Source organism: Methanoregula sp. (genome assembly GCF_023227875.1).
Classification (GTDB): Archaea; Halobacteriota; Methanomicrobia; order Methanomicrobiales; family Methanospirillaceae; genus Methanoregula.
The window spans coordinates 67,416-90,564 of sequence record NZ_JALOCH010000004.1; the positions used below are offsets into that span (position 1 = coordinate 67,416).

Here is a 23,149-nt window from a genome sequence, read left to right on the forward strand (position 1 = left end):
CCGGCGGCCCTGCCGGAGTGCACGGGTCCCGTGGCACCGGTACCGCCCCTTGTTCCGGTTCCCAAAAAATTATTTCTTTCCCGCGATCACGACAAGCAGCCCGAGCGTCACGACAACAACCGCGACCGGGGGCGACGCCTTCGGGGTCGTTGCCGTTGCCACCGGCACCTGCTGCTCATCCAGCCATGCAAGAGCGTACGTCAGCTGGACGTCCTCGCCGGCCATCGCCCGGGCAACCGTCTCCTCAGTAAGCGGCACCCGGATTTGCGGCGCAATCCCCCCGGTGAGCGACGCATTGCTGTCCACCTGGACCACGCCGTCCTGGCCGAGAGACGCCCCGTCCGGGAAGAAGACGTACATGCCGAGCGGCAGGACCGCCTGGGGGCCGTTCATGCCAAACGCCCCGTTGCTCCCGTACCAGGAGATGACCTTCCCGGTGCCGGTCTTCGCAAACACCATCGGGAGCCCCTCGCCGGAACTGATCGTATCCGGGGAGACGAGCACCGCGACCGGGCCGGTATACCGGGCCGGCTGAGGCTGCGTCCAGGCCCCGGAGACGGGGGTGAACCGCCGTGAGCCGGGGTCGAACATCGTCGCGTACTCGTAGAAAACCGGTTTGTCAACAAACCAGCCGGCAAAGCAGGACGCGAGGTTGTCGTCCCCGCCGCTGTTGTACCGGAAGTCGATCACTACACCGGGGGCGTTCTTTGTATTCGCGTCCAGCATCGCGGCTCTGAACGGCTCGTACACTTCGTACGCTTCATCGTAGATCGCGATGTACACGTACCCTCCCGGCAGCGTCCGGTACGTGAGCGTGTCGGTGCTGACCTGCGGCTGGATATCGGTCAGGCGGTTTGCAGCGCCGATATCGTTCACCTCTTTCCCGAGGAAAAAGCTGCTCTTCTTCAGGCTGTCGTACCCGTCATCGTATGCCATGAGGTTCATGGTCCGCGGGTGCTGGATGGCACCGTACGTGATCTTGACCGAAGCCGACGCCCCCACCGGGGCCCGGGTCAGGAGCCGGGTCTTCTGGAGCAGGAGCCCCTCGGTCGTCGAGGGCTTCTTCACCGCCCAGATGGAGGACGTGGCGTTGATCGCATCGTGGATCTCCACCCCGTTCCACCCGGTCACCTCATCGCCAAAACGGATCCCCGCCGTCTCCGCTGCGCTGCCGTTTGCCACATAACTCACGATCACCTTTCCGGAATCCAGCCGGGTCAGCGCAAGCCCGTAGCCCCCACCGATGTCGGCATACTTTGCCCCGAAGTCTCCGTTTGTATCCAGCACTTCCACGTGCCCGTCCGGGATCGCGACCAGGTATCCCCGGAGGGCCCGGTAATACGCGGCCTTGTCCTGTTTCTTCTCCGCATCGGCGATCGCAGGCGCCCAGGTTTTGTAGAGTGCATCGAAGTCAACGGACCGCCACTGCGTAAAGGCATATCGTTCATTGATGAGGGTATGGAGCGAGAGGAACGCCTCGCTTAACGACCGGTTGCTGTAATCCGCGAGCGGGGTCTTGTTCGCCGCAACCGGTGAAAATGCGGCGATCAGTTCCTCGTTGTACGCGGTCTCGTTGTTCCGCTCGAACGGGACGCAGGTGTCGGTCCAGACCATCCCGCAGCCCGGGCAGCTGTCAGAACCGGCAGCGGCCACCGGGAAAACACCGGCCGTAAGGAGGAGGAGAAGGACACCAGGGATCACGAAGCGGGCGTTCATGCTCTTCAAAGGACTCTCTCCATTCGCTGGCAGGTAGCAGGGATCATAGTAGTTGCTGTATTTCGCCGTGCGGCTATATGTTGCTGACGCTTTCCCATGCGTATGGCGGGCAGCGGCCGGAATAACAACAACGGTGAAGAGGGGGCATGTACTCCGCAGGGAAAAAAGAACGGAGGTTCTCAACTGCTGACCAGCAGGCCGACCAGTACACCCGCAATTGCCGCAAGGGGCCGCGATGGTATCTGGTTCACGGCAATCACGGGCGATCCGGGGACAAGTTACATCGTTGCTCTCATTGTCCCTGCGATGATCGGGATCGTCGTTTTTTTCGTGATGACCCGTCAGGTCTTTTCATATTCGCGATAATTACCCATAAGAGAATGAAAAACAGCAGAAATTTGACGGAATAGAAAATAAACTGAATGCCCGGCAGTCCATTTTCAATAATCTCGTAGGGCTTTCCTGATGCATAGACAATCCCCTGTAAAACAGGCGATTCGAGAAACATAATCAGCTGGATAAGATAAAAGAGAAGCACCTGCCAATACGATTTCATCAGGAATAGAGCCAGGAACGGGACGATCCAGACGATAAAATAGGGAGTGAGTGCCACGTTGAGCAGGATAAAAGCAAAAACAGAAAAAAAGATGGCATAGCAAAGGATGACCGGCTTCCCGCTGGAGTGGTGGTAATACCAGTACAGTAAAAAACCTTCAATAATACAAAGCAGAATAACTGACAGTTCCCAGAATGGTTGAAAACCTGTGACGCTTTTTGCAATAACATCAAGATAATATATCAGGCTGTGGACTTCGCTGCCGGGGCGCCCCATCTGGGACTGGTAGGTGAAAAGAAATCCCTGAATATTCAGGAGAATAAACGGAATTACGGCCAAAAAAACCAGGAGGCAGGAAACAGCCAAGCCTTTTTTCATCGGGGCCGTGTCATTATGATTTTTAATCGTATGAACGATGAAAAACGGAAAACAGACGGCAGGAAACCATTTCGTCAGAAATCCACACGCCGCTGAAATATATGCAGGTATCTCTCTTCCATAAATAAATAATAAAAGAGAAAATACAAGGAAAAAAGTTGGAACGATATCAAAGGAAAATGAACCTGCAAATGCACTGAAAAATGCTGTGGCATACAACAATCCACAGAAAAATGCTTTGTTATTTCCAAATAACCTGGCTGCTATGAAATAGACGCAGACAAGCACCGCAATGTCAACAAGGCACATCAGGATGACATAAGAACCGACAAATACCGGATGACCCGGGACCAGCAGGGTAGGGATTGCTGCAATAAGGGCCGGGACAAGAAACAACTGGGGATATTCGATATGATAATCGACATAGGGTATATGACCGGAAAGTGCCTCGGATGCATATGAATGGTATATACTGAGCTCCACATTGTTCGTAACGGCAATATGATAGAGGGAGAGGGAGAGTACAATTATTTTTACAAAGATGAGGATACAAATCAGGAGAGATATCTCGTTAATAACCCGTTCCCGGGAATGTTCCGGTTTTTCTGTCGGCTTCTCTTTTGGCAATCGCTCAATAGTATCTTCATGGTGGTATGTCCACCATCCGATAAACATAATCACCGGAATCCCGACCGGGATGCAGAAACCATCAGGCCCATGAAAAAAGGGGCCGTACTGGAGTATATCCGAGATCGCAAAAAGGAGACCGCAAATAATTATCATTACAGAGGAAATCCTGAAGTACGGGTGAGAACCTTTTGCGAGTGATGCGATATTTACAATAAAAGAACAGACAAGAAGGATCGCTGCTAAAATCCCCACCATTAAGGGGACTGCATGTATTCCCGTGATATCTCCTTCAAAAATAAATCTGATAAGATTCGATACCGAGATGATTGAACTTCCATTTACCGTCTCCTGATACTGAAAAAGTGCCCATTGTATCCCGGCAACCGCCCAGTCTCCAATTGGGTAGCGTAATTTTTCAGGAACGCCGAACGCGTAAATATTTACAGGAATTAAAAAAACCAGGCAGTGAAGAATAAACGATGGGCGAAGTTTTATCATTTTTATTTTTACCAGTGGTTCAATATTCAATCATTCAGATATGAAATTTTTCTTATGATCCGACAGGTCATCAGACCTGGAGGACGAGAAGAACGCATCAGCGTTCTTCGAGTTCCGAGACCTTTATCAGAATCCGAATTGATAAACGTCATCAGGCCCGCATAAGTGGTTTTTACAACAAAGTGGAGCGGTTCGCTCATGTGGGATTGTGTGGCGGCCCCGCTCCATTTTTATTCCAGTATTTTATTACACCGGGATGCGCAACTATTCTGCATGGATAACACTCTGATCATCACCGACGCGGCCGGGTACGCAAAGGAAGCGCTCGTGGGGAAATGGACCCGCTGGCTTATCTTTGTCATCTGCGGCCTGCCCATGGCCCTCCTCCCGTTCGTGTTTGACTCAAAGAAGTTAGTAGACGGCGCGACCTTCCGCTGGGACCTCGTCCCCTGGACCGAGATCGCCATCATCTGTATTGTCGCCTTCCTCCTCTCGTTCCTCCTCTCGGGGTACCTGGCCCGGGTCTACCGGGGGGTAACACCCCCGCCGGAGTTCGACAACTGGGGGGCCCTGTATATCGACGGGATAAAAATTGCTGTCACCGGGTTCATCTGGTTCATCCCGATGTTTGTCGTGATCGCGGCCCTGTTCGCCGTCATCTTCGGCATGGGTGCAGGCGACACCGGATCTCAGATCGGGATGATCGGACTCATATTCCTCATTCTCCTCATTGAGATCGTGGTGGTCATCGTTACCGTCCTCTTCAGCATGCTGGGCATTATCCGGTGCGCCCGCACCGGCAGTATCCGGGAAGGTATCCGGTTTAGTGCAATCCTTGAGACGATCCGGACGATCGGCTGGCTGAATTACCTCATCGCCCTGGTGATCCTCATGGTCATCGGGTTTGTCTTCTTCATCATCCTCTCGATCGTCGCCTTCATCCCGTACGTGGGATGGGTGATCCAGCTCGTCTTCATCCCGTTCTACTCGGTCTTTTCCGCACGGTACCTCTGCCAGGTGTATGACCACGGCGTGCCACAGGCAACGGCCTGAATCTTTTTTTCCCTCTCTTTTTCTGCCGGTTACGACAGGACCTGTGCCATCTTCGCAAGCGACGCCGCCACCCGGCGCCGGAACACGTCGCGGTCGATCGCGGAGGCTGCGTGCCGGTCGAGCACCATGATCCGGTCGGCCTGGGCGATCAGGGCGTCCATGGCACACGCGGCAAAGACGAGCGCCGTGTCGCCGAGTTTCCCGCGGTCGTGGGCAAGGATCTCAGAGAGGGGCGTCACCTCCCCGGTCTGGAGACAGCTCTTCACGAGCAGGTTCGGGGCTGCCCGGTCCTCATCGATCAGGAGGAGCGGGGCCCTGCGGGCAACCGCGCCCTGCACCTGGAACGCCATCGTCATCGACCCGCTGCCCATGCCGCAGGCAGCCCGTGCGGTGCCGGCCATCCCGGGCGGGAGAGCGGAGAAGAACATGCTCACGTCCGCCCCGGCCAGCTCGCAGTTCACTGCTTCCGCGGTGCAGAGGCCGTCCACGGTCACGACCCGTTCCCGCCCGTCGCCAACCGCGTGGTCGTCCATGCCGGCGATGATCCCTTCGAGGAACGTGGTCTTGCCCTGTGCGTTCGAGCCGGCAACCGCGAACACCTCGCGTTTCCGGATGCCAAGGCCGGTCACGACCCGGTTGCTCGCCCCGAGCTCCAGCTCCACTGGCGCAAGCTCCTGCGGGCAGGTGAACGGTACGTTCACGCCTTCCTTGGGACCGGCAGTCCGGAAGAAGCAGCGGTACCGGGTGCAGTGCCGGGCGAGCCGGGCACCGTCACCGACAAAAGAGATCAGGCCGAGCGAAGGGAGCCGCTCCCGGAGCAGCTGCTGGTCGAGCGCATTGATCCACGCGGTCTCGAGCACCCGCACCGGCAGGGCGAAGACGCACGCCGCGACCGCTTCGCAGAGCGCTGCAACCGTCTCCGTGACCCGGAAGACCTCCACAGGGGAGAACCGGGCCGGGCAGGGGACGGCCCCGCAGAGGAGGAGGTGGACGCCCGACTCGTCCGCGAAGTTGCGGCTGTCGGCATGCCAGAGATCGGATGCGAGCGCTGACGGTGACCGGACAAGGGTGTAAGGTTCGGCAGTGGACGCGTAGTGCTGCGGAAATTGTGTGCCTTTCCCGGCGAGCGGGCCGAGCGCCGGCACGCAAAAAACCTGCTGCTTGACCCGCTCGATGATCAGGGCAACGGCACCGGCTGCACCCCGCACGTCAAGCGGGACCTCGGAGAGGAGCGGGCGGCGTATGATCACCGGTACCGAGAACCGGAGGGCGTCGCCGTCAAACGACCGGACCGCGTACGCCGTGACACCCGGCACCACCGCCGCCGTATCGATCGCCCACCGTTCATCACCGGGAAGGGCGAGCACCCCGGCAAGACAGGCATCCGGTCCATCATCCATGGTACGGGATTGCACCGTGAACCGTAAAAAAGCCGGTCATGAAAAGAGCTGGGCGGGGTTCCGCATTACTTCGAGCTGTCGTACCCGCACCGCTTGCAGCGGTAGGAGCCGTCGGGTTTCAGGACGATATTGGGGTCATGGCACTGGTCGCAGATCGGTCGGTCCTTCTTCACCTTCGACTTGGCCTGGGGGAGTTTTTCCATGGGAAGTGATTGCCGGGATTTCTATAAAGATATACCCCGTATTCCACCCTCATCCTTATGCACACACCCGCCCAATCCATGAACAGCAATGTCCCCCGACTCTGAAAAGCCTGCTGCCCGCGACCTCGAGACCATCGACCACTTCTTCGATAACTGGTGCAACCTCCCCTGGACCGAATGGGTCCCCTTCAATGCAACAAAACAGGTGTTCACCAAGATCCCGCAGGAGCCCGGCATCTACCGCATCCGTCCGGTGGGAAAAGAGTGCCTCGTATATATCGGCGAGACAAAACGGTCACTTCGCGAGCGCCTGCACAACCTCATAATCGAGCTTGCAAAGGCAGAGGGAATGCCCTGGAGCGATCCCCACACGGAAGCCCCGGCGCTCTGGGCATGGAGAACCGAGTGGTTATCAAACCACGAGGTCGAGAAGAATCCGAAGAATTCGATGAGTTCCGAGAGGTCATCAGATATCGTGGACGATAAGAGTCAGCAGGATTCGATGAGTTCTGATAGGTCATCAGATATCGTGGACGATAAGAGTCAGCAGGATTCGATGAGTTCCGAGGGGCCATCAGGCCGCGAGGACGAGAAGAATTCGAAGAATTCTTCGAGCGGCGAGGGGTTGGCAGACCACACCGAAGAGGCCCTGCTGCCAGTAGATCCCCACGGGTTCGAATGCTCGGCCGCACCGCTCGATGCCTCCGACAGCGGGCGCCGGGCCATGGAGAGTTTTCTCCTGTACCGGTACCGGCAGGAGAACGGGGAATCGCCACTCTGCAGCCTTGGCCGTTTCCACCCCCGGTACCGCAGGTCAACAACAAGGAAAGAAGGGGTGCGGGGCGCCCGGCTCGCGGAGGGGCAGAAAGACAACCCGGCCGGGAGACCGGGCCACCCGCCGCTCCGGCCTTCAGGAACACCCGGGGACCGGGACTGGATGGGGCTTGCCTGGAGCGAGCACGAGACACTCACGGAAGAAAAACTCCGAAACGTCCCCCGCAGCCCGGGCCTGTACCTCCTGCTCGGTGCCGGACAGGTCATCTCCATCGGAGGTGTCGGGGACTGTGCCGCCCGGCTGAACGGGCAGGCCGGGAGGTCGTGGGAGGGGATGGTGCCGCAGTTTTCGTACCATGTCCTTGACGAACCCATCCCCCCACACCAGCTCCGGGAGCTGGAGACGGACCTGATCGGAAATTTCTATGAACAGTTCCGGAAAGCGCCGGAACTCCAGTTCAGGAGCAGCAGTCACAGGCCGTGAACAACGTGGACCGGTTCTGGGGTGACCAATGACCCGCTACCTGATCGATATCCGCCTGATGGGTTCGGTGAAGCAGCAGATCAGCGGTTTAAGCCATCATCTGGATGAGAAATTCCGTCTCGGCAACAAGCTTGTTGTCCCGCATATTACACTTGCCGGGCCCTTTTCAACGGAGAATGAAGAAAAACTTCTCGAAGAGTTCAAACGGGTATGCACGGACCAGATAACGGTCCCGAAATACGAGGTCGGAGGGTACGGGTTTTTTGATGATACGCGGGTGGTCTTTGTTGCGATCACCCCGGACGAGTCCCTGAAACAATTCCGGTACAAGCTCGCGCAGGCAATCTCACCGTACTGCACATTACGGGACTATGACCGGGATTCTGCCGACACATTCAGGTTCCACGCAACACTCGCCATGAAACTTGACTGGCTCACCTTCCGTAGGATCAAATGGTATTTCAGGAAACAGGAACCGGTCGTGTACCGGCACCACCCGATCCGGGCGACCCTGCTCCGGAATTCAAAGATCGTATGCGAATATGATTTCGTCCAGGACCGTATGCTGACCCGGGCTCAGGCACTGAGCAGGGCGACGAGGAAGCGGGATTTTGATATGCTCAGGGCATGGGATGACGGGTGCCGGGAGGAATAACGGAGAATATTTCCCCCGATAAATACGGGCAAAAATATATCATCCCATAACCATATCATCGGTTATCAAATTCTGGGAGTTTATGATATGGCAGATAGTGCAGGCCAGACAGGCTCGATCAATGTGATCTCAACCCCGGGTGGGGCAAAGATCCAGGTAAGCCATAACAACAGTACCGAACAGATCGTTCCGGAGACACCGTACACCATCGGCGGGAAAGAGCCGGGCACCTATACCGTGACCGTCACCAAGGGTGGGGACTCGAATTCAAAGCAGGTGAAGGTTGAAGCGGATAAGACGGTCACCGTGTACCTGACCATCTTTAACGCCGAAGTAAATGCCGTCATCAGCAGGATTGGGTATTACACGGTCGCGTTCATCATGCTCCTTGCAGCAATCACCGTAGCAACGTATTTCAATTTCCTTATTCCTCACAGCAATTTGTTCAGGGAACTTATTTTTGTCGCATGTGCCGGTGGGCTTGGCGGCCTGGCCTTCAACATGTACGTCTATGTGTACCATATCGGCCGCGAGGAGGATTTCAGGGTGGAATACAAATATTCGTATTACCTCCGCCCGTTCCTCGGCATTCTCTATGGTACCTTTGTCTTCTTCCTGGTAGCCGGCGGCCTCATGATGCTGTCCGGGACAACGGCACCCACCATTGAGAATATGTACGTCCTGAAGTCCGTCATGTTCTATATCGCGCTCGCGTTCCTTGCCGGGTATGCGGAGGAGCCGTTCTCCCTCCAGCTGAAGACCCTGGCAGAGGCCCTGTTCAAGGAACCACCAAACACAGACACTGCAACAACAACCGCAAAATAACACCATCGCCTCACAGGAGATCACGAGAGGGGACGACCCCGGGTTCCGAAGAGGGGGCGGGCAGGGTACCGGATGAGAAAATTAAAAATTTACATCTTCGACTGGTCGCGGGGGAGTGCCGTGCCGTGGGCACCCGGGCCTTTTGCGCCGAGGCCGAGCATCGGGTCACGCTTCTTCTTCTTGTGCTCCCCGTCATCGGGAGACGCAGCCGGGACCTTGTCTAAGAAACACTCGACCGGGTCGCGCCCGCCGGCACAGGTCTTATCCTTGAATTCCGTGCAGTCCCCGCACACCGGCACCTGGGTTGGCAGCAGCGAGGGGAAGTGGTTCTTCCAGAGAGTGGGATCGATCTTGCCCTGTTCGAGAAAACGCTGGATATGCCGCGCCGTGTATTTCATGCTGATATCATAAGCACTGGATCCTCATATGCCTTCTTTCATGGCAGGGCCGGTCTCAGCCCTGTCGGCAGATCTCCGCGAGGAACACCTGCCCGTACTTCTCCTTCTTGAACGCTCCCACGCCAAACACGGCACCGAAACCGGCCATGTCGGAAGGCCGGGTGGCGGCAAGTTCACGCAGGGTCCGGTCGGGGAAGATCATGTACGGCGGCACGCCGTTCGTATCCGCGATCTCCTTCCGCAGCGCCTTTAAACGGCGGAACAAATCTTCAGCACCCGGGTCCAGCGAGGTTGCGGACTGCGCTTTCTCTTTTACCGTACCAGCCTCCGGCACCGGGAGCATCACCCGACAGCGGCCACGGAGCAGTTCGTCGGTCCGTGGCGTGCACCGGATCACCGGGTACTTGTCGCCCGCACGGGCAAGGAAGCCCTGCCGGACCAGCTCGCTTACCCAGGTGCGGTACTGTGCCTTGCTGTACTTCTTCCCGGCCCCGTACGCGGGGAGAGAAGCGAGGTTGTACTCCCGGATTTTTGCACCTTTCGAACCCCGGAGGACATCGGCAATCAGCTCGATCCCGAAATTCACGGGAAGCTGTTTCACGCAGGCTGCGATCGTCTTTGCCGCATCCGTGCAGTCCACCATGTCGGGGGGGTGGTCGCAGGTATCACACGCGCCGCAGTTCTCCTCCCGGTATTCTTCGCCGAAGTACGTGAGCAGGAACTTCCGGCGGCAGCCGGTTGTCTCGCAGTACTCTGCCATGTCCTGCAGTTTCTTCAACGCAACCCACAGGTGCTGGCCCCCGGTGTCGTCGTGCTCGAGCATCGAACGGACCCGCCCGTAGTCGCCCCGACTGTAGAGGAGGATGCACTCGCTGTACTGGCCGTCCCGGCCGGCCCGGCCCGTCTCCTGGTAATATCCCTCGAGGGTCTTGGGCAGGACGTAGTGGATCACGTACCGCACATCCGGCTTGTCGATGCCCATCCCGAACGCGACCGTGGCGCAGACCACCTGCACCCGGTCCTTGATGAACGCCTCCTGCACCTCTTCCCGCACCTGTTTCGAGAGCCCCGCATGGTAGGCACGCGCAATAAAGCCGCGTTTTTTGAGTTCCCCCGCCACCTCTTCGGTCTCCTCCCGCGAGAGGCAATAGATAATTCCCGAATCATCGCGGTGCTGCCCGAGATAGTCAGAAAGGAATATGAGCGGGTTCTTCTTTGGGATCACCCGGTACCGGAGGTTTGTACGGTTGAAGCTGCCCACGAACTCCCGGGCGCCGGTAAGGCCAAGCTGCTGCCGGATGTCCCGGCGCACCTCGGGGACCGCGGTCGCGGTCAGGGCGATGAGAGGGACCCCGGGGAAGAACTTCCGGAGCTGGGCGAGCTGCCGGTACTCGGGCCGGAAGTTGTGGCCCCACTCCGAGATGCAGTGCGCCTCGTCGATCGCGATCAGCCGGACCGGGACTGCGGAGAGGGTGGAGAGAAAATTCGGCTGCATGCACTTCTCCGGCGAGATAAAGAGGAGCCGGAGGCTGCCATCCGCGAGGTCCTCCCCGAGCCGGACCCGCTCGTGGTAATCGAGCGTGCTGTTCCAGGCCGCGGCCGGGATGCCCCGGGCCTGCAGGTCGTCGACCTGGTCCTTCATCAGCGAGATGAGGGGGGAGATGACAAGCGTGAGGCCGCCGAGGTAGAGCGCGGGCAGCTGGTAGCAGAGCGACTTGCCCCCACCGGTCGCCATGATCGCGAGGGTGTCGTGGCCGCCAAGGACCGACCCGATGATCTCCTTCTGGTGCGGCAGGAAAGCGGAGGAGCCCCAGTACATGTGAAGGAGTTGGGCGGTCGTGGCCATAGGATCCCTGATGCCCGGCAATACCGGGAATGCTGCCAAAGAATACGACGGCCGGCGGGAAGAATTTATGCAATGCCTGCTGTTCCCGAAGGGAAGAGCAGGCAGGAGAAGAAACTGTCAGGTTTCTTCGACCAGGGGGGAGATTTACCTCATGGCCCGCCTGAACCACAGGTTTTATGCCAATGCCAAAGGAATCCTTTAAGGAAGCATATGGCCAGAAAATGCGGCACGTGCGGTTTCCCTGCCCCCGACGGGGAATCGAAATTCTGCAACCGGTGCGGACAGGCGATCGTGGAGGAGCCGGAACCCGGGTTCCCGGTCTGCGGCACGTGCGGTGCCCGGGTTGCCGACCCCGAGGCGCAGTTCTGTGACAAGTGTGGCGGGCCGGTAAAGAAGACGAAATCGATGGCATGCCCGTCCTGCGGGAACCCGGCGATCAACGAGGACTCGAAGTTCTGCACCCGGTGCGGCATGACCTTTGCCAAGCCGGGCACGTGCCCATCCTGCGGTTTTGTCAACCCCGACAGCGAGGCGGTCTTCTGCAACCGGTGCGGGGCATCGCTCAAAGGTACAGGGACTGCAACCGCACCGTCAATCGCACCGTCCATCATCGTAACAAAGAAACAGCGGGTTCCCCTGCCGGTGCAGGAACCACCGGTCACTGACTGGGACCCGTGGAGCGACGGAGCCGATGATGCCAGTGCCCGGCCGGTCGCACCTCCGGTGAACCCGTACGGGTACCAGGACGAACCGGCATCGCGGCCCCCACAGATTCGCATGCCACCGAAGAAATATGCGCACCTCCCCCTGATCGCCGACGAGCTCAAGGGCGGGAAGAAGTCCTACGCGGACCCCGACGAATACACCGAGCCCCCTAAAAAAGAGCGCCCGTCAAAGAAAGGCGTCCTCGGATTCATGAAGCGGTAGACGATGGAAAGCGGCTGCCGTACAACGAACCCGAAAACGTATAACATCAGGCGGCAAACGGATCACTATCCAACGGGGTGGAGATTCATGAAGTCCGCGTTACCGGTCATTGCCGTCACTATCCTCATTGCCGCATGCCTTGTGCTGCCGGCCTCGGCAGCAGTCTATTACAGCACCAGCACCCCGCAGATCATCACCCGCGGCGACGAGTTAACCGTCAGCGGCACCGGCGCCACGAACGGCACGGTCGTCCTCTGGATCATTGGCAGGGACTATTTCGGGACCTGGGCGGTTGCGCCGGACCGGCACGGTAATTTCTCCTTCTTCTACAAACCCACCGAGACGGCCCGGTTCTCCGCCGGCCAGTATGCGGTCGTGCTCCAGGACCCGGGGCCAAACGGCATCATGGAGGTCGAGCCCGGCAAAGACGCGGGCGGCAACCTCACCATCATGAACCGTGGCAAGATCATCGTGCGGATCGGGACTAAAGAGGCGCTCAGGGCCAATGTCCAGAAGGAGACCGCTTCACTCACTGATGCCGCCAGACTGCAGGGCGTGGACGACACATTCGTCACGGAATATTTCTTTGTTGAGGACCCGATCGTGGTATTCAACGGGATCATCCCGGCATCGGACTCACGTCTCCCCGACCAGGTCACGGGCAACCGGATCTTCTTCAACGGCACGACCAACCTTCGGACAAGCGACGTCTTCCGGGCGGAGATCCGTAAGGACGGCGCGGAGACGCCGATCATGACAAAGGACCTTACGATCATCCCCGGCACCGGCCTGAACTCCTGGAACTATGAGCTGGACGAACCGGGCCTTCAACCGGGGAAGTATCGCATCTCCGTGCGCTGGGCCTCGTACAATACCACCGGCTCCAGCACAGCGTATTTTGCCGTCAGGGAAGGCACGGTCCCGGTAACGCCGGGCCTGCCGGCCCCCGCCATGAACACCGAGGCCCCGCTCCCGAAGGGGCTTGACACGCTGCTTATCCTCGGGATTGTGTTCGTCTCCGCCGTTGTCCTGTATACGGTCGGCAAAAAATAGGGATAATTGCGTTACGAGAAGTACGCAACGATATTCCGGAAGAGCTGCATGTTGAGCGACTCGGCAGGCAGCGCCCGGCCCTCGCGCCGCGCCTGCTCCTTCATGAGCGGCCAGTCATAGAGGTTGGTGAACTCCATTGCCCGCTCGGGGTGCGGCATCATGCCGAGCACCCGGCCGTTCGCGGAGGTGAGACCGGCGATGTCCTCCACCGAACCGTTCGGGTTGTAGGGATACTCACCGTCCGCAGGGTTCATGTCCTCCCGGCAGTACGTGAACGCGACCATCTTCTTCTGCCTGATCTTCTGGAGGGTTTCTTTCGAACACGAAAGGTTACCCTCGCCGTGGGAAACGGGGCAGTATATCCGTTTGATCCCCCGCGTCCAGAGGTTCTCGTTCGCCGGTTTCAGGGTGACAAACCGGCACTCCAGCCGGCCGCCGCGGTTTGGCATCAGGGCGATCTCCCGGGCATACGTCCTGTCGAACGCGGGGACGAGGCCGAGGTTTGCGAGGATCTGGAACCCGTTGCAGATGCCAAGCACAAGGTTGTCGCCGTCCATGAACTCCTGCAGCTCATCCCAGAGATTGTTCCTGACCCGGTTCGCGTAGGCATTGCCGGCACCGGTGTCGTCGCCATACGAGAAGCCGCCGGGGAAGACGAGCAGCCGGTAGTCTGCCATCGACCTGTCCCCCGCGATCAGGTCGTTGATGTGGACGATGTCCGCATCCATGCCGGCCCGGGTCAGGGCAACGTGTGTCTCCATCTCGGAGTTGATCCCATAGCCGCTCATGATCAGGGCCTTTTCAGGGATCCGTTCCGGTGCTGCCGGGGCCGTTGGCATTGCTGCCGGCCTCCTGATATTTCGCCGTACTGTTGCCATATCAGAACCTCCCAAACGAGGCCTTGTACGCCGTTTCAAGGTCCCTTACCGCCACGTCCAGGAGGAGCGTCTGTGCGGTGAGCCGGAACCGGCTCCCCCCCGTCCTCCCGAGCAGCACTGCGTCCGGCCCAAGCGCCTGCTCGAACGCCCGCTTGTGGTCCGGGGCAACCGTGACCACGAACCGTGAGAGCGACTCCGAGAAGAGGAAGTAGTCCGGGCGTATCGAGTCCGGGACAGGGACGGTGAGGTCCATGCCAAGCCGGCCGGCAACCGCGACTTTTGCGAGCGCAACCGCAAGACCACCGTGGTTGACCGGGAAGGCTGAGGCCACGAGTTCGTGGGCGATCGCGTTCGCGAGCCGGACATAGCGCTCCTTTGCCGCTGCCGCGTCCAGCACCGGCACGGTATTCCCGGTGCTCCCGAGCAGGGCGAAGTACTCCGACCCGCCCAGCTCCTCTTTAGTCCCGCCGATCACGTACACGAGATCGCCGGCGATCTTGGCATCCATCGAGACCGCCTTTCCCGCATCCGGGTGAACGCCGATGGAGGAGATGAGGAGGGTCGGCGGCACGGAGACCTTCACCTTCTCCCCTTCCGCGTCGAACCCCGAGAAGTCGTTGAACATGGAGTCCTTGCCGGAAATGAACGGGGTGCCGAATGTCTTCGAGAAGTCGTAGCACCCCTTTGCCGCGAGCTTCAGCTGCCCAAGGCGTTCGGGCTCATCGGACGAACACCAGCAGAAGTTGTCGAGGATCGCGACCGTGTCCAGGGGTACGCCCATGGCAACGAGCCCCCGCAGGGCCGTGTCGATGCCCGCACCGGCCATGTTGTACGGGTCGATCTCGGAGTACGAGGGGAAGAGGGCCTGCGAGAGGCCGACGGCCTTCTTCGACCCGGGGACAATCTTCGTCAGCGTTGCGACCGACTGCACCCGGCCCTTCCCCTGCACCGGCCCGAGCACGTGGCCGCCCTGCACGGTATGGTCGTACTGGATGGTGATGTACTCCTTCGAACAGATGTTCTTCCTCTTCATCATCGCGAGCAGGGTATCGTCGAGCCGCTCGGGGCAGGGGGTGTCCGGCTCGGGGTTTGCCTTCTTCAAAAAGATCGTTTTCAGCTGCTTCTTTGGCAGCCCGTCGTGCAGGAACGCAAGTTCGAGGTCCATCACGACCGCCCCGCCGCATTCCACAACACACCGGCCGGTGTCCGTGAACGTCCCGATCACGGTCGCTTCCACTTCCCGGCGCTCCATCAGCGCCATGAATGCCGCGAGGTTCTCCGGCTGCACGGCAAGCGTCATCCGCTCCTGCGACTCGGAGATCCAGACCTCCCACGGGGCCATGCCGTGGTACTTCAGCGGCACACAATCAAGCTGCACATGGCAGCCGTTGCACTCCTTTGCCATCTCTGCGACCGAGCAGGAGAGGCCGCCCGCCCCGTTGTCGGTGATGCTCCGGTAGAGGCCGGCATCGCGGGCCTCCTTGACGATCACGTCAGAGAACTTCTTCTGGGTGATCGGGTCGCCGATCTGCACCGCGGTGACCGGGCTCTTCGGGTCAAGCGCCTCCGATGAGAAGGTGGCGCCGTGGATCCCGTCCTTGCCCACCCGGCCGCCCACCATCACGATAAGGTCGCCGGCCTGCGCCGCCTTCTCGGAAAGCTTCCGGCCACCCGATTCCCAGGGGATCACGCCGACCGTGCCGGCAAAGACGAGCGGTTTTCCCGCGTAGCGGGGGTCGAAGTAACAGAACCCCTGCGGGGTCGGGATACCCGAGCAGTTGCCGCCAACACCCACGCCCCGGACCACACCGTCGAGGATCTGCCGGGGCGGGAGTACCGGGTTCGACATGTCCTTCCCGCGGAAGAGAGGGGCTGCAGCATCGGGGTCGCCAACACAGAAGCCGTAGATGTTGATGCATGGTTTTGCCCCGAGGCCGAAACCGATCGTGTCCCGGTTCACGCCCACGATGCCGGTCAGCGCCCCGCCAAACGGGTCGAGGGCCGAGGGGGAGTTGTGGGTCTCGACCTTGTGGGTGACGAGGAACTGGTCGTCGAAGATGATCGCGCCGGAGTTGTCGGAGAAGACCGAGACGCAGATGTCCCTGTCGCCCGCCGCCTCGCGGATCTCGTTCGTTGCCGCCTGGATGTACGTCTTGTAGAGCCCCTTTGGCACATCGTCGTCCATCGCGGAAGCGAAGATCGTGTGCTTGCAGTGCTCGCTCCAGGTCTGGGCAAGCGACTCGAGCTCCACGTCGGTCGGCTTCCGCCCGAGTTTCAGGAAATAGTCGCGGATCGCGTGGAGCTGGGCGAGGTCAAGGGCGAGCGGCCCCCGGCGCTCTCCCGTCTGCGGGTCAAGGATCCCTTCCTTCCCCAGCTTCATCAGCTCCGCGTCATCGATCCCAAGGTCCACCGGCCCCGCGGTCGGCAGCTCGTGGAGCTCCACGTGCGGCACGATACGGTCCATACCCGTATGCCCATATTCCTCCCGGGTCTTCGTGCGCACCCGGTTCACGAGGGGGTTTGCAAGCGTCCCGGCAAGGGCCCGGAGCGCCTCGGGGGCGAGCCGCCCGCGGACAAAGTAGAGCTGCGAGGAGTAGACCGCCTCCCCCTCGGCAAATTTCATTGCCAGGAAGTCCTCGATCGTCTGCCGGGCCGTGGTGCCGACATTGTCGGTCACGCCCGGGAGGAACCCGACCTCGATCGCGTAATCGAAAAGGGGCAGGGTTGCTTCGTCCACCGTGAACTCCTGCACGACCGGGTTGACGAGCTGCTGTGCTACCTGCACCAGCTCGTCCCGGGTGAAATCCCGTGCGCTCGTCGCGACCATGTACACATCGGTGAGGTGCAGTTCGTCGATGGGAAAGCCGAGCGACCGGATCCGGTCCGTCCGGGTCTTCAGGCGGGGGTCTTTGGTATAGTGAACTTCTATGCGGTGGACAAAAGAAGCCATGTACACAGATTTTGGCGCACTGGAGAAAATAGGTATCGTAAGGGCAGGTCACGGGTAGGAAAAAAGAGGGATCAGGCCATGTTACTTTCTCGTCACAACTACCGGGTCGAGCGTTGCATCGATCATCAGGTCGAAGTCCACCGTGTCCAGCCAGCCGGCCTTCTCGAACATGCTCATGAAGCAGATACCGGCAACTTTTGCCCCGACGTGTTTCCGGATGATATCCCGCACCTGCTCCTTGGTCACCGGCATCATCGGCATCGCAAGCCCGCCCATAAAGACGAGCAGTTTCGGGCGAAGTGTTGCCGGGCCGCCGGAGACCTGCATTCCCACATCCTCCACGTTCTGGATCTTTTTTGCCTTTGTCTCGTCAAGCAGGGGAACAAAGACCTGCTCCACGTGAAGGCCGCGGACCGCGACCGCATTGAACTCGATAAACGGCGTGCAGGTGCCCACGCAGCCGTAATAGGCGATCTGGTCCCCGTCCTTCAAGCCCAGGCCCTGCACAAACTCCTTGTAGGGGCGCAGGATACCGGGGATGCTCTTTGTTACCTCCCGTGTTACCATAACTGATCACCTGATCTCGGGCGGTATGCGGGATAAGTGTTGTTAAAAGCGGGGCACAGGTCACCGTTTCATAGCATGGCGGTAACACCAGCCGGCAATGAGTGGACTGACGATGACCCCGGCAATGACAACGATGCTGTGCCAGGAATAATTCTGCCGGATCACGAACTCCCGGATCACGATCATCGCGGCATAGATCGCACCGAGGAGGACGGAGAGTAATTTTGCAAGCGCCATCGGGTCCGCTGGCCGTGCAATGGGGAAGAACGCGAGCAGGAGGAGGAGGAGGAACAGGACGTACGTGAACGGGATGAGCGAGGGGGCAATAAAATACGGCTGGAGGTACGAGAAGATGCCGCTCATCACAAAGACAGGCAGGAGGAACACGGCCTCTTTTACCGTAAGCGGGTACCAGCGCATCGTGATCAGGACTCCGTTGGGCTGCCGGCATGATGAGTGTTGCGGCGGGAGAAAGGAGGATTACCGGAACCGGTCGTCCGACCGGGTCGTCTCCGCATTTTTACAAACCGACTCCAGCCACCCGCAGCGGGAGCCGGGGTACGCATCGAACACCGGCACGTACGGCTTGAGGTCGAGGAGCGGCGTGCCGTCCAGCACATCCACATCTTCGATGGTGAGCGTCCCGCCCGCCATGTCCACGGCAAGGAGCCGGACCACCGAGAGGCCGATCGCGTTCGGGCGCTTCGGAGACCGCGTAGCAAAGATGCCCCGGGGGGTTGTATCGAGGAACGGTTTTACCGTCAGGTTGTGATCCACGCACTTATGGAGGGCGTAGATGAGGATGACCCGCTCGAACCCGCTGAGGTCGAGGAGCCCTTCGCGGTACCGTGCGAAGATCTCAATCGTCCCTTGGGTACCCCGGGCCCCGTTCGGCTGGATGGGCATGCCGGCGATGTCACGGAACGGCGAGTGAATAGTGCCAACCGGGGCATAGGTGAAGGTGGCAGGGGGATCCTGCGTGTCGTGCATGAAGAGTTCTTGTCGCCCCGGCACTAAAAACCGATTGATTAAAAATTATTTCATCGCCATCATTGCATCGCGTTTCATCTCGATCGCGAGCGCAGTGCGGGAGCTTGCAACATGCTCGCGGAACTCGCGGGTGAGGGCGTTGATCGCGGCGTTGGTGGCTGCAAGTGATTTCACCGATTTGTTGGCCAGGGCCCCCCGGAGGTTGAGGTGCTGGGCATTGATCTGGTCTGATACATTCTGGAGGAGCATTGTGTTCACGCCCTGTTTTTCGAGATTGTAGATGGCCCTGAACCGTTCCATCGACGACCTGTTGAAGAGAGTGAGCCGGGCGGACTCGTTTGCAAGCCAGTGGACGGTCTCATTGTCCTCATCGATGCTCCGGGTCGCATTCAGGTAGGCCCGCGTACTGGCCCTCATGTCGGCCCGGCTCCCGTTGAAGAACACCAGCTGGGTCGTGGTCTCATCGGAGAATAACTTCGTCTGGGCACGAAGCTCCTCCCGGGCTTGTGTTATGTCGGCAGAAGTGGTCATGATCGGGACCGATGATGCAATCACCAGGTAATCGTCGCGGATTTGCCTGAGGGGGGTGGTCCCCTTACCGTTGCTGATGCTGTCGATGTACTTGATCGTGCATCGCATGCTGACGTCCATATCCTCTCCGACATAGGCGATATGCATCTTTTGGGATGCAATCACTTCCGGCCGGTCCTTCTGGTCAGGATCTGTACTCTTCGGGACCGGTGTGCCCGTGACGAGGGCAGAAACGCACGGCGCAACCAATACCAGGATCACGAGGCATGCTGCTACCCTGAATAATACTTTACGATCTCTTGAAATCACTGCAAATACCCCCTGTAAACATGAGAAAGAGAATTCACTTCCCAAAAGTGGGATCGGGCGTTTATAATATTGACCTGATGGCGGAGGTTATTCATCTAACCATCCGGTTATATTGAATATAATTTCCTGGATACGTGCGGCAATACGGATATACGCAGGGATCAGAAGACAGGAAGGTAAGGGAGAAATACTATACCAGAAGCTGACAAATTTTATCCTGAGGTACGTGCGTGGCAAAGGACTATTTTTTCAAAAACGACCGATCGGCCATCATCAACGAGGACCTCTTTGCCACAAAGAAGATTCAAAAAGAGAGTATCGACCTCGTAGTCACGTCGCCGCCCTACAACGTGGACATCCAGTACAATTCCCACGATGACCGGGGCACGTACGCGGAATATTTGGACTTCTCGTCCCGTTGGATGAAGCGGTGCCACGGGTGGATGAAAAGCGATGGCCGGTTCTGCTTAAACATCCCGCTTGACAAGAACAAGGGGGGCCAGCAGAGCGTAGGGGCCGATCTCACGACGCTCGCAAAGGAAGCCGGGTTCTCCTACCATTCGACGATCATCTGGAACGAGGGGAACATCTCGCGCAGGACCGCGTGGGGGTCGTGGGCAAGCGCCTCGGCGCCATACGTGATCGCGCCCGTGGAGCTGATCGTGGTGCTGTACAAGGACTCGTGGAAGAAAACGAGCGGTTCACGCGAGTCGGACATAACAAAAGAGGAGTTCATGACCTGGACGAACGGCCTCTGGACCTTCAACGGAGAAAGCAAGAAGAAGGTCGGGCACCCTGCGCCGTTCCCCGTGGAGCTGCCCTTCCGGTGCATGAAGCTCTTCTCGTTTGTGGACGACACCGTGCTCGACCCGTTCATGGGGAGCGGGAGCACGCTCCTTGCCGCCAGCCGGTGCCAGCGGAAGGGGGTCGGTATCGAGATCGATGCCCGCTACTGCGAGCTGGCACAAAAGCGGATCGAGTCCGGGTGTTAGCCGGGCTGGCTTTTGTGTGCGTGCATGGCCCGGGTTTGTCGTTTCCTGCCCCAAAAGGGCCGTTTCAACCAGAAACTTTGTAAATAACCCTGTCGTTCTTGTACAATCATGCACTACACCATCATCACGGAATCCCACGAGATGGGCGGGTTCACTGCCCGTTGCGTGGAGATCCCGTCCGCGCGTGGTTACGGCAACACCCAAGGTGAAGCGATTGCCAGTATCCGTGAGGCGATTGAAGTGGTGCGGGAAGCACAGAATGCGGAACTGCACAAAACCATTGCATCCGTCCATTCTGAGATCATCAGGATCGAAGTCGCTGACTCCGCATAAATTCCCCGGGTATAACCGGGGAATGAAAAGTTCTCTCCTTTTTAAAAATTACCCACGAGCGTATGTGCCCTAAAAAAGTTAAAACCCCGCCGGGTCGACCGCGTCCCACCGTACCTTTGCCTTCTGCACGAACCACCATGCCGGGACAAGAAGGAGCACTGAAGCAAGGACGTAATACGGATTTGCGAAGGCCACCGCGGTGAAGACCGTCAGGACGATCCCGACGAGGACAAGGTAGATGGCGAGCACTTTTACGTCGTACACCAGCACGTTCGGGGAAAGCCCTGCGAGCCAGGCCATGACCGCAACGGCATAGAACGAAACGGAAAGGCCAAGCACCACAGCGGGGAGAAGGTACGCGCCTTCTCCTGAAAGGAGGGCCACAACCGCGATAAAGAGCGCCGGTAGCAGCTGGAGAACGGCAAACGTTGTGAGTTTCCCGGTGATCAGCCTGCTGACCGCAACCGGCAGGCAGGCGTACGGCCCGAAGGTGTCGAACATCGTGACCCACGTGTACATCGTGGACGCGATCACGCCGGTGGTGATGGCAAAGATGAAGAGCAGGCCGTGGGGCGGGAAGTAGGGGCCCAGCAGGGAGAGGAAAAACCAGATCACGGCAAGGGGGAGGAGGAACGAGAAGATCGTCTGGCCGACCAGGCTCCCGCTCCGGTACAGGTCGAGCGTGTCCTTCGTGGCAAGCGGGGGGTCCGGCAGGAACGAGAGCCGCTGCATGAGGGGGGTGAACGAGTTCCGGTAGTTCTTCTCCGATCCCACGGATTCGGGACTGAAGAGTGCAATCGCGACCCCGAAGAGGACCGCAAGAATGGCGCAAGACGCGAGCAGGTTCGCCCACGTGAACGAGGCATTAAGGAGCAGCGGCGGGAAAAAGAGCGCCGGGTTCATGCCGGTCAGCACGGCAAGGCCGCCCCACCCCGCGACAAGGGCCAGCAGGAAGAGCCAGAGCGCCGGTTTTGACCGGGCATAGATGGTCGAGAGGAAGAAAACCGCACAGAGTCCGAAGAGGAACGCGAGCGCAAGGGTGAGGAGCAGGAGGAGGGCACTCGCGAGGGGGACGCCGGTGAAGGGCGAAGCAACGATGTACCCGAAACCAAAGGGAAAGACCCAGAGGATGAAGTAGTAGACCGTGTCCTTGACGACAAAGTTCGAGAAGATGAACTGCTCCGAGAGCGGGAGGCTCCGGGCGGAGTAGGCGAGGAGGCTTGCCTGCCCGAACCGCCGGTTCATCACCTCGTTGCCCAGGAGCCCGAACCCGCCGACCATGATCCCGAGCATCAGGTAACTTGCGTGGATGATCACCGTGAGATTGCCAGCGGGGAGCGTGGTCTGCATCAACGGGACGAGGAACGAGCCCATGAACGCGATCCCGAAGATCATGACCGGGAAGAGGGCAAACGAAAGGCTGCCAAACATCGTGGAATGGACCCGCCACTCTTCCTTCATCATGGCGTGGAAGAGTTCAAGCATGGCGATCCTTCCGGACGAGCGAGAGGAAGAACGAGGGCAGGTGTTCGCCCCTGCCGGTCAGGTCGGCAACGGGACCGGTGTGGAGCAGGTTGCCCTTGTGGAGGATTGCAAAACCCGAGCAGATCTCCTCAGCCACCTCCAGGATATGGGTCGAGATGAAGATCGTCTTTCCCTTCTTGACATACGCCGCGAGGTAGTCCTTGACTACGTCCTGCATGATCGGGTCGAAGTTGATGAGCGGTTCATCGATCAGGGCGAGCGCCGGCTCGTGGATGAACGCCTGCGTGAACATCAGCTTCTGCCGGGTGCCCCTCGACAAGTCCTTGCAGAGCACGTTCTTCTTGTCGGCAAAGTCGAGGAAGTCAAACCACCAGTCAGCCTTTGTCTCAATGTCCGGGATCTTCCGGACCGCGGCAACGAACCGGAGGTACTCCATCGCGGTGAGGAAACTGGGCGGGGTCTCCTGCTCGGGGATGATGCCCACACGCCCGCGTACCCCGACCGGGTCTGATGTCACATCGACCCCGAGCACGGTCGCCGTGCCACCGGTCGGCCGGGTCTGCCCGGTCAGCATCTTGATTATCGTGGTCTTGCCGGAGCCGTTCGGGCCAAGAAGGCCAAAGAGTGCCCCTTCCTCTACCGCAAGGGTCACGCGGTCCACTGCCTGTACTTCGCCATAAGTTTTCGATAAGTCACGTGCTTCCAGTACGATTGTCAT

At 59.2% G+C, this 23,149-nt stretch carries 22 protein-coding genes; 8 read left to right on the plus strand and 14 right to left on the minus strand.

The features are described 5' to 3' along the window. Positions 1-69: 69 nt before the first annotated feature. Together M0R30_RS05490 and M0R30_RS05495 are read right to left on the minus strand one after the other, a co-directional pair. Complete coding sequence (locus M0R30_RS05490) at positions 70-1,899, minus strand: S41 family peptidase (RefSeq protein WP_292544399.1); 1,830 nt, start codon at positions 1,897-1,899, stop codon at positions 70-72. Positions 1,900-2,008: 109 nt separating this feature from the next. Further along, the gene (locus M0R30_RS05495) at positions 2,009-3,778 is read right to left on the minus strand and encodes a hypothetical protein (RefSeq protein ID WP_292544400.1); all 1,770 of its coding nucleotides are present in this window, start codon (positions 3,776-3,778) and stop codon (positions 2,009-2,011) included. 273 nt (positions 3,779-4,051) lie between these two features. On the opposite strand from M0R30_RS05495, the gene M0R30_RS05500 reads away from it, so the two are divergent. Continuing rightward, positions 4,052-4,831, plus strand: coding sequence for a DUF4013 domain-containing protein (locus M0R30_RS05500; protein ID WP_292544402.1), 780 nt, complete (start codon positions 4,052-4,054; stop codon positions 4,829-4,831). 29 nt (positions 4,832-4,860) lie between these two features. Here the strand turns inward: M0R30_RS05500 and M0R30_RS05505 are convergent, their stop codons facing one another. Both M0R30_RS05505 and M0R30_RS05510 read right to left on the minus strand, forming a co-directional pair. After that, positions 4,861-6,231, minus strand: coding sequence for a P-loop domain-containing protein (locus M0R30_RS05505; RefSeq protein WP_292544405.1), 1,371 nt, complete (start codon positions 6,229-6,231; stop codon positions 4,861-4,863). Positions 6,232-6,296: 65 nt separating this feature from the next. After that, complete coding sequence (locus M0R30_RS05510; RefSeq protein WP_292544408.1) at positions 6,297-6,434, minus strand: hypothetical protein; 138 nt, start codon at positions 6,432-6,434, stop codon at positions 6,297-6,299. A gap of 88 nt (positions 6,435-6,522) precedes the next feature. On the opposite strand from M0R30_RS05510, the gene M0R30_RS05515 reads away from it, so the two are divergent. The 3 genes from M0R30_RS05515 to M0R30_RS05525 all read left to right on the plus strand — a co-directional run bounded on the left by M0R30_RS05515 (position 6,523) and on the right by M0R30_RS05525 (position 9,172). Then, positions 6,523-7,692 carry a hypothetical protein gene (locus M0R30_RS05515; protein ID WP_292544411.1) on the plus strand — a complete coding sequence of 390 codons (1,170 nt, stop codon included), beginning with the start codon at positions 6,523-6,525 and terminating at the stop codon, positions 7,690-7,692. Between the two features lie 28 nt (positions 7,693-7,720). After that, entirely contained in the window at positions 7,721-8,347 is a 627-nt protein-coding gene (locus M0R30_RS05520) for a 2'-5' RNA ligase family protein (RefSeq protein ID WP_292544413.1), read from the plus strand. An 87-nt stretch (positions 8,348-8,434) separates the two neighbouring features. Beyond that, positions 8,435-9,172, plus strand: a complete 738-nt coding sequence (locus tag M0R30_RS05525) for a PEGA domain-containing protein (RefSeq protein ID WP_292544416.1) — start codon at positions 8,435-8,437, stop codon at positions 9,170-9,172. A gap of 89 nt (positions 9,173-9,261) precedes the next feature. Here M0R30_RS05525 and M0R30_RS05530 read toward each other — a convergent pair whose 3' ends face one another. Then, positions 9,262-9,570, minus strand: a complete 309-nt coding sequence (locus tag M0R30_RS05530; RefSeq protein ID WP_292544418.1) for a hypothetical protein — start codon at positions 9,568-9,570, stop codon at positions 9,262-9,264. Between the two features lie 55 nt (positions 9,571-9,625). Then, positions 9,626-11,416 carry a DNA helicase RecQ gene (gene recQ / locus M0R30_RS05535; protein ID WP_292544420.1) on the minus strand — a complete coding sequence of 597 codons (1,791 nt, stop codon included), beginning with the start codon at positions 11,414-11,416 and terminating at the stop codon, positions 9,626-9,628. A 210-nt stretch (positions 11,417-11,626) separates the two neighbouring features. Between recQ and M0R30_RS05540 the strand changes: the two genes are divergently transcribed. Together M0R30_RS05540 and M0R30_RS05545 are read left to right on the plus strand one after the other, a co-directional pair. Then, a complete protein-coding gene (locus M0R30_RS05540) occupies positions 11,627-12,343 on the plus strand; it encodes a zinc ribbon domain-containing protein (protein ID WP_292544423.1) in 717 nt (238 codons plus the stop codon). Between the two features lie 87 nt (positions 12,344-12,430). Then, on the plus strand, positions 12,431-13,396 hold the full coding sequence (locus tag M0R30_RS05545; RefSeq protein WP_292544426.1) for a hypothetical protein: 966 nt from the start codon (positions 12,431-12,433) through the stop codon (positions 13,394-13,396). 11 nt (positions 13,397-13,407) lie between these two features. On the opposite strand, the gene M0R30_RS05550 is transcribed toward M0R30_RS05545, so the two are convergent. From M0R30_RS05550 to M0R30_RS05575, 6 genes are all read right to left on the minus strand, one after another. Continuing rightward, positions 13,408-14,274, minus strand: a complete 867-nt coding sequence (locus M0R30_RS05550; protein ID WP_292544428.1) for a phosphoribosylformylglycinamidine synthase subunit PurQ — start codon at positions 14,272-14,274, stop codon at positions 13,408-13,410. Position 14,275: 1 nt separating this feature from the next. Next, complete coding sequence (locus M0R30_RS05555) at positions 14,276-17,224, minus strand: AIR synthase-related protein (protein WP_292544430.1); 2,949 nt, start codon at positions 17,222-17,224, stop codon at positions 14,276-14,278. Between the two features lie 81 nt (positions 17,225-17,305). Next, positions 17,306-17,791 carry a DUF2124 domain-containing protein gene (locus M0R30_RS05560; RefSeq protein WP_292544433.1) on the minus strand — a complete coding sequence of 162 codons (486 nt, stop codon included), beginning with the start codon at positions 17,789-17,791 and terminating at the stop codon, positions 17,306-17,308. A 60-nt stretch (positions 17,792-17,851) separates the two neighbouring features. Beyond that, on the minus strand, positions 17,852-18,211 hold the full coding sequence (locus M0R30_RS05565; protein ID WP_292544436.1) for a hypothetical protein: 360 nt from the start codon (positions 18,209-18,211) through the stop codon (positions 17,852-17,854). A gap of 60 nt (positions 18,212-18,271) precedes the next feature. Next, on the minus strand, positions 18,272-18,781 hold the full coding sequence (gene tsaA, locus M0R30_RS05570) for a tRNA (N6-threonylcarbamoyladenosine(37)-N6)-methyltransferase TrmO (RefSeq protein ID WP_292544438.1): 510 nt from the start codon (positions 18,779-18,781) through the stop codon (positions 18,272-18,274). 45 nt (positions 18,782-18,826) lie between these two features. Beyond that, positions 18,827-19,621, minus strand: a complete 795-nt coding sequence (locus M0R30_RS05575) for a hypothetical protein (protein ID WP_292544442.1) — start codon at positions 19,619-19,621, stop codon at positions 18,827-18,829. Positions 19,622-19,851: 230 nt separating this feature from the next. On the opposite strand from M0R30_RS05575, the gene M0R30_RS05580 reads away from it, so the two are divergent. Both M0R30_RS05580 and M0R30_RS05585 read left to right on the plus strand, forming a co-directional pair. Then, positions 19,852-20,613, plus strand: a complete 762-nt coding sequence (locus M0R30_RS05580; RefSeq protein WP_292544445.1) for a site-specific DNA-methyltransferase — start codon at positions 19,852-19,854, stop codon at positions 20,611-20,613. A gap of 108 nt (positions 20,614-20,721) precedes the next feature. After that, positions 20,722-20,946, plus strand: a complete 225-nt coding sequence (locus tag M0R30_RS05585; RefSeq protein WP_292544447.1) for a type II toxin-antitoxin system HicB family antitoxin — start codon at positions 20,722-20,724, stop codon at positions 20,944-20,946. A gap of 78 nt (positions 20,947-21,024) precedes the next feature. Here the strand turns inward: M0R30_RS05585 and M0R30_RS05590 are convergent, their stop codons facing one another. Then, the gene (locus tag M0R30_RS05590; RefSeq protein ID WP_292544450.1) at positions 21,025-22,431 is read right to left on the minus strand and encodes a hypothetical protein; all 1,407 of its coding nucleotides are present in this window, start codon (positions 22,429-22,431) and stop codon (positions 21,025-21,027) included. After that, complete coding sequence (locus M0R30_RS05595; RefSeq protein ID WP_292544452.1) at positions 22,424-23,149, minus strand: ABC transporter ATP-binding protein; 726 nt, start codon at positions 23,147-23,149, stop codon at positions 22,424-22,426. The genes M0R30_RS05590 and M0R30_RS05595 overlap by 8 nt, the downstream gene beginning before the upstream one ends.

Bases quoted from the DNA above. Each gene is read 5' to 3' on its own strand.
- M0R30_RS05495 (WP_292544400.1), bottom strand. From the start codon at position 3,778: ATGATAAAACTTCGCCCATCGTTTATTCTTCACTGCCTGGTTTTTTTA.
- M0R30_RS05500 (WP_292544402.1), top strand. From the start codon at position 4,052: ATGGATAACACTCTGATCATCACCGACGCGGCCGGGTACGCAAAGGAA.
- M0R30_RS05505 (WP_292544405.1), bottom strand. From the start codon at position 6,231: ATGGATGATGGACCGGATGCCTGTCTTGCCGGGGTGCTCGCCCTTCCC.
- M0R30_RS05510 (WP_292544408.1), bottom strand. From the start codon at position 6,434: ATGGAAAAACTCCCCCAGGCCAAGTCGAAGGTGAAGAAGGACCGACCG.
- M0R30_RS05515 (WP_292544411.1), top strand. From the start codon at position 6,523: ATGTCCCCCGACTCTGAAAAGCCTGCTGCCCGCGACCTCGAGACCATC.
- M0R30_RS05520 (WP_292544413.1), top strand. From the start codon at position 7,721: ATGACCCGCTACCTGATCGATATCCGCCTGATGGGTTCGGTGAAGCAG.
- M0R30_RS05525 (WP_292544416.1), top strand. From the start codon at position 8,435: ATGGCAGATAGTGCAGGCCAGACAGGCTCGATCAATGTGATCTCAACC.
- M0R30_RS05530 (WP_292544418.1), bottom strand. From the start codon at position 9,570: ATGAAATACACGGCGCGGCATATCCAGCGTTTTCTCGAACAGGGCAAG.
- recQ (WP_292544420.1), bottom strand. From the start codon at position 11,416: ATGGCCACGACCGCCCAACTCCTTCACATGTACTGGGGCTCCTCCGCT.
- M0R30_RS05540 (WP_292544423.1), top strand. From the start codon at position 11,627: ATGGCCAGAAAATGCGGCACGTGCGGTTTCCCTGCCCCCGACGGGGAA.
- M0R30_RS05545 (WP_292544426.1), top strand. From the start codon at position 12,431: ATGAAGTCCGCGTTACCGGTCATTGCCGTCACTATCCTCATTGCCGCA.
- M0R30_RS05550 (WP_292544428.1), bottom strand. From the start codon at position 14,274: ATGGCAACAGTACGGCGAAATATCAGGAGGCCGGCAGCAATGCCAACG.
- M0R30_RS05555 (WP_292544430.1), bottom strand. From the start codon at position 17,224: ATGGCTTCTTTTGTCCACCGCATAGAAGTTCACTATACCAAAGACCCC.
- M0R30_RS05560 (WP_292544433.1), bottom strand. From the start codon at position 17,791: ATGGTAACACGGGAGGTAACAAAGAGCATCCCCGGTATCCTGCGCCCC.
- M0R30_RS05565 (WP_292544436.1), bottom strand. From the start codon at position 18,211: ATGCGCTGGTACCCGCTTACGGTAAAAGAGGCCGTGTTCCTCCTGCCT.
- tsaA (WP_292544438.1), bottom strand. From the start codon at position 18,781: ATGCACGACACGCAGGATCCCCCTGCCACCTTCACCTATGCCCCGGTT.
- M0R30_RS05585 (WP_292544447.1), top strand. From the start codon at position 20,722: ATGCACTACACCATCATCACGGAATCCCACGAGATGGGCGGGTTCACT.
- M0R30_RS05590 (WP_292544450.1), bottom strand. From the start codon at position 22,431: ATGCTTGAACTCTTCCACGCCATGATGAAGGAAGAGTGGCGGGTCCAT.
- M0R30_RS05595 (WP_292544452.1), bottom strand. From the start codon at position 23,149: ATGACAATCGTACTGGAAGCACGTGACTTATCGAAAACTTATGGCGAA.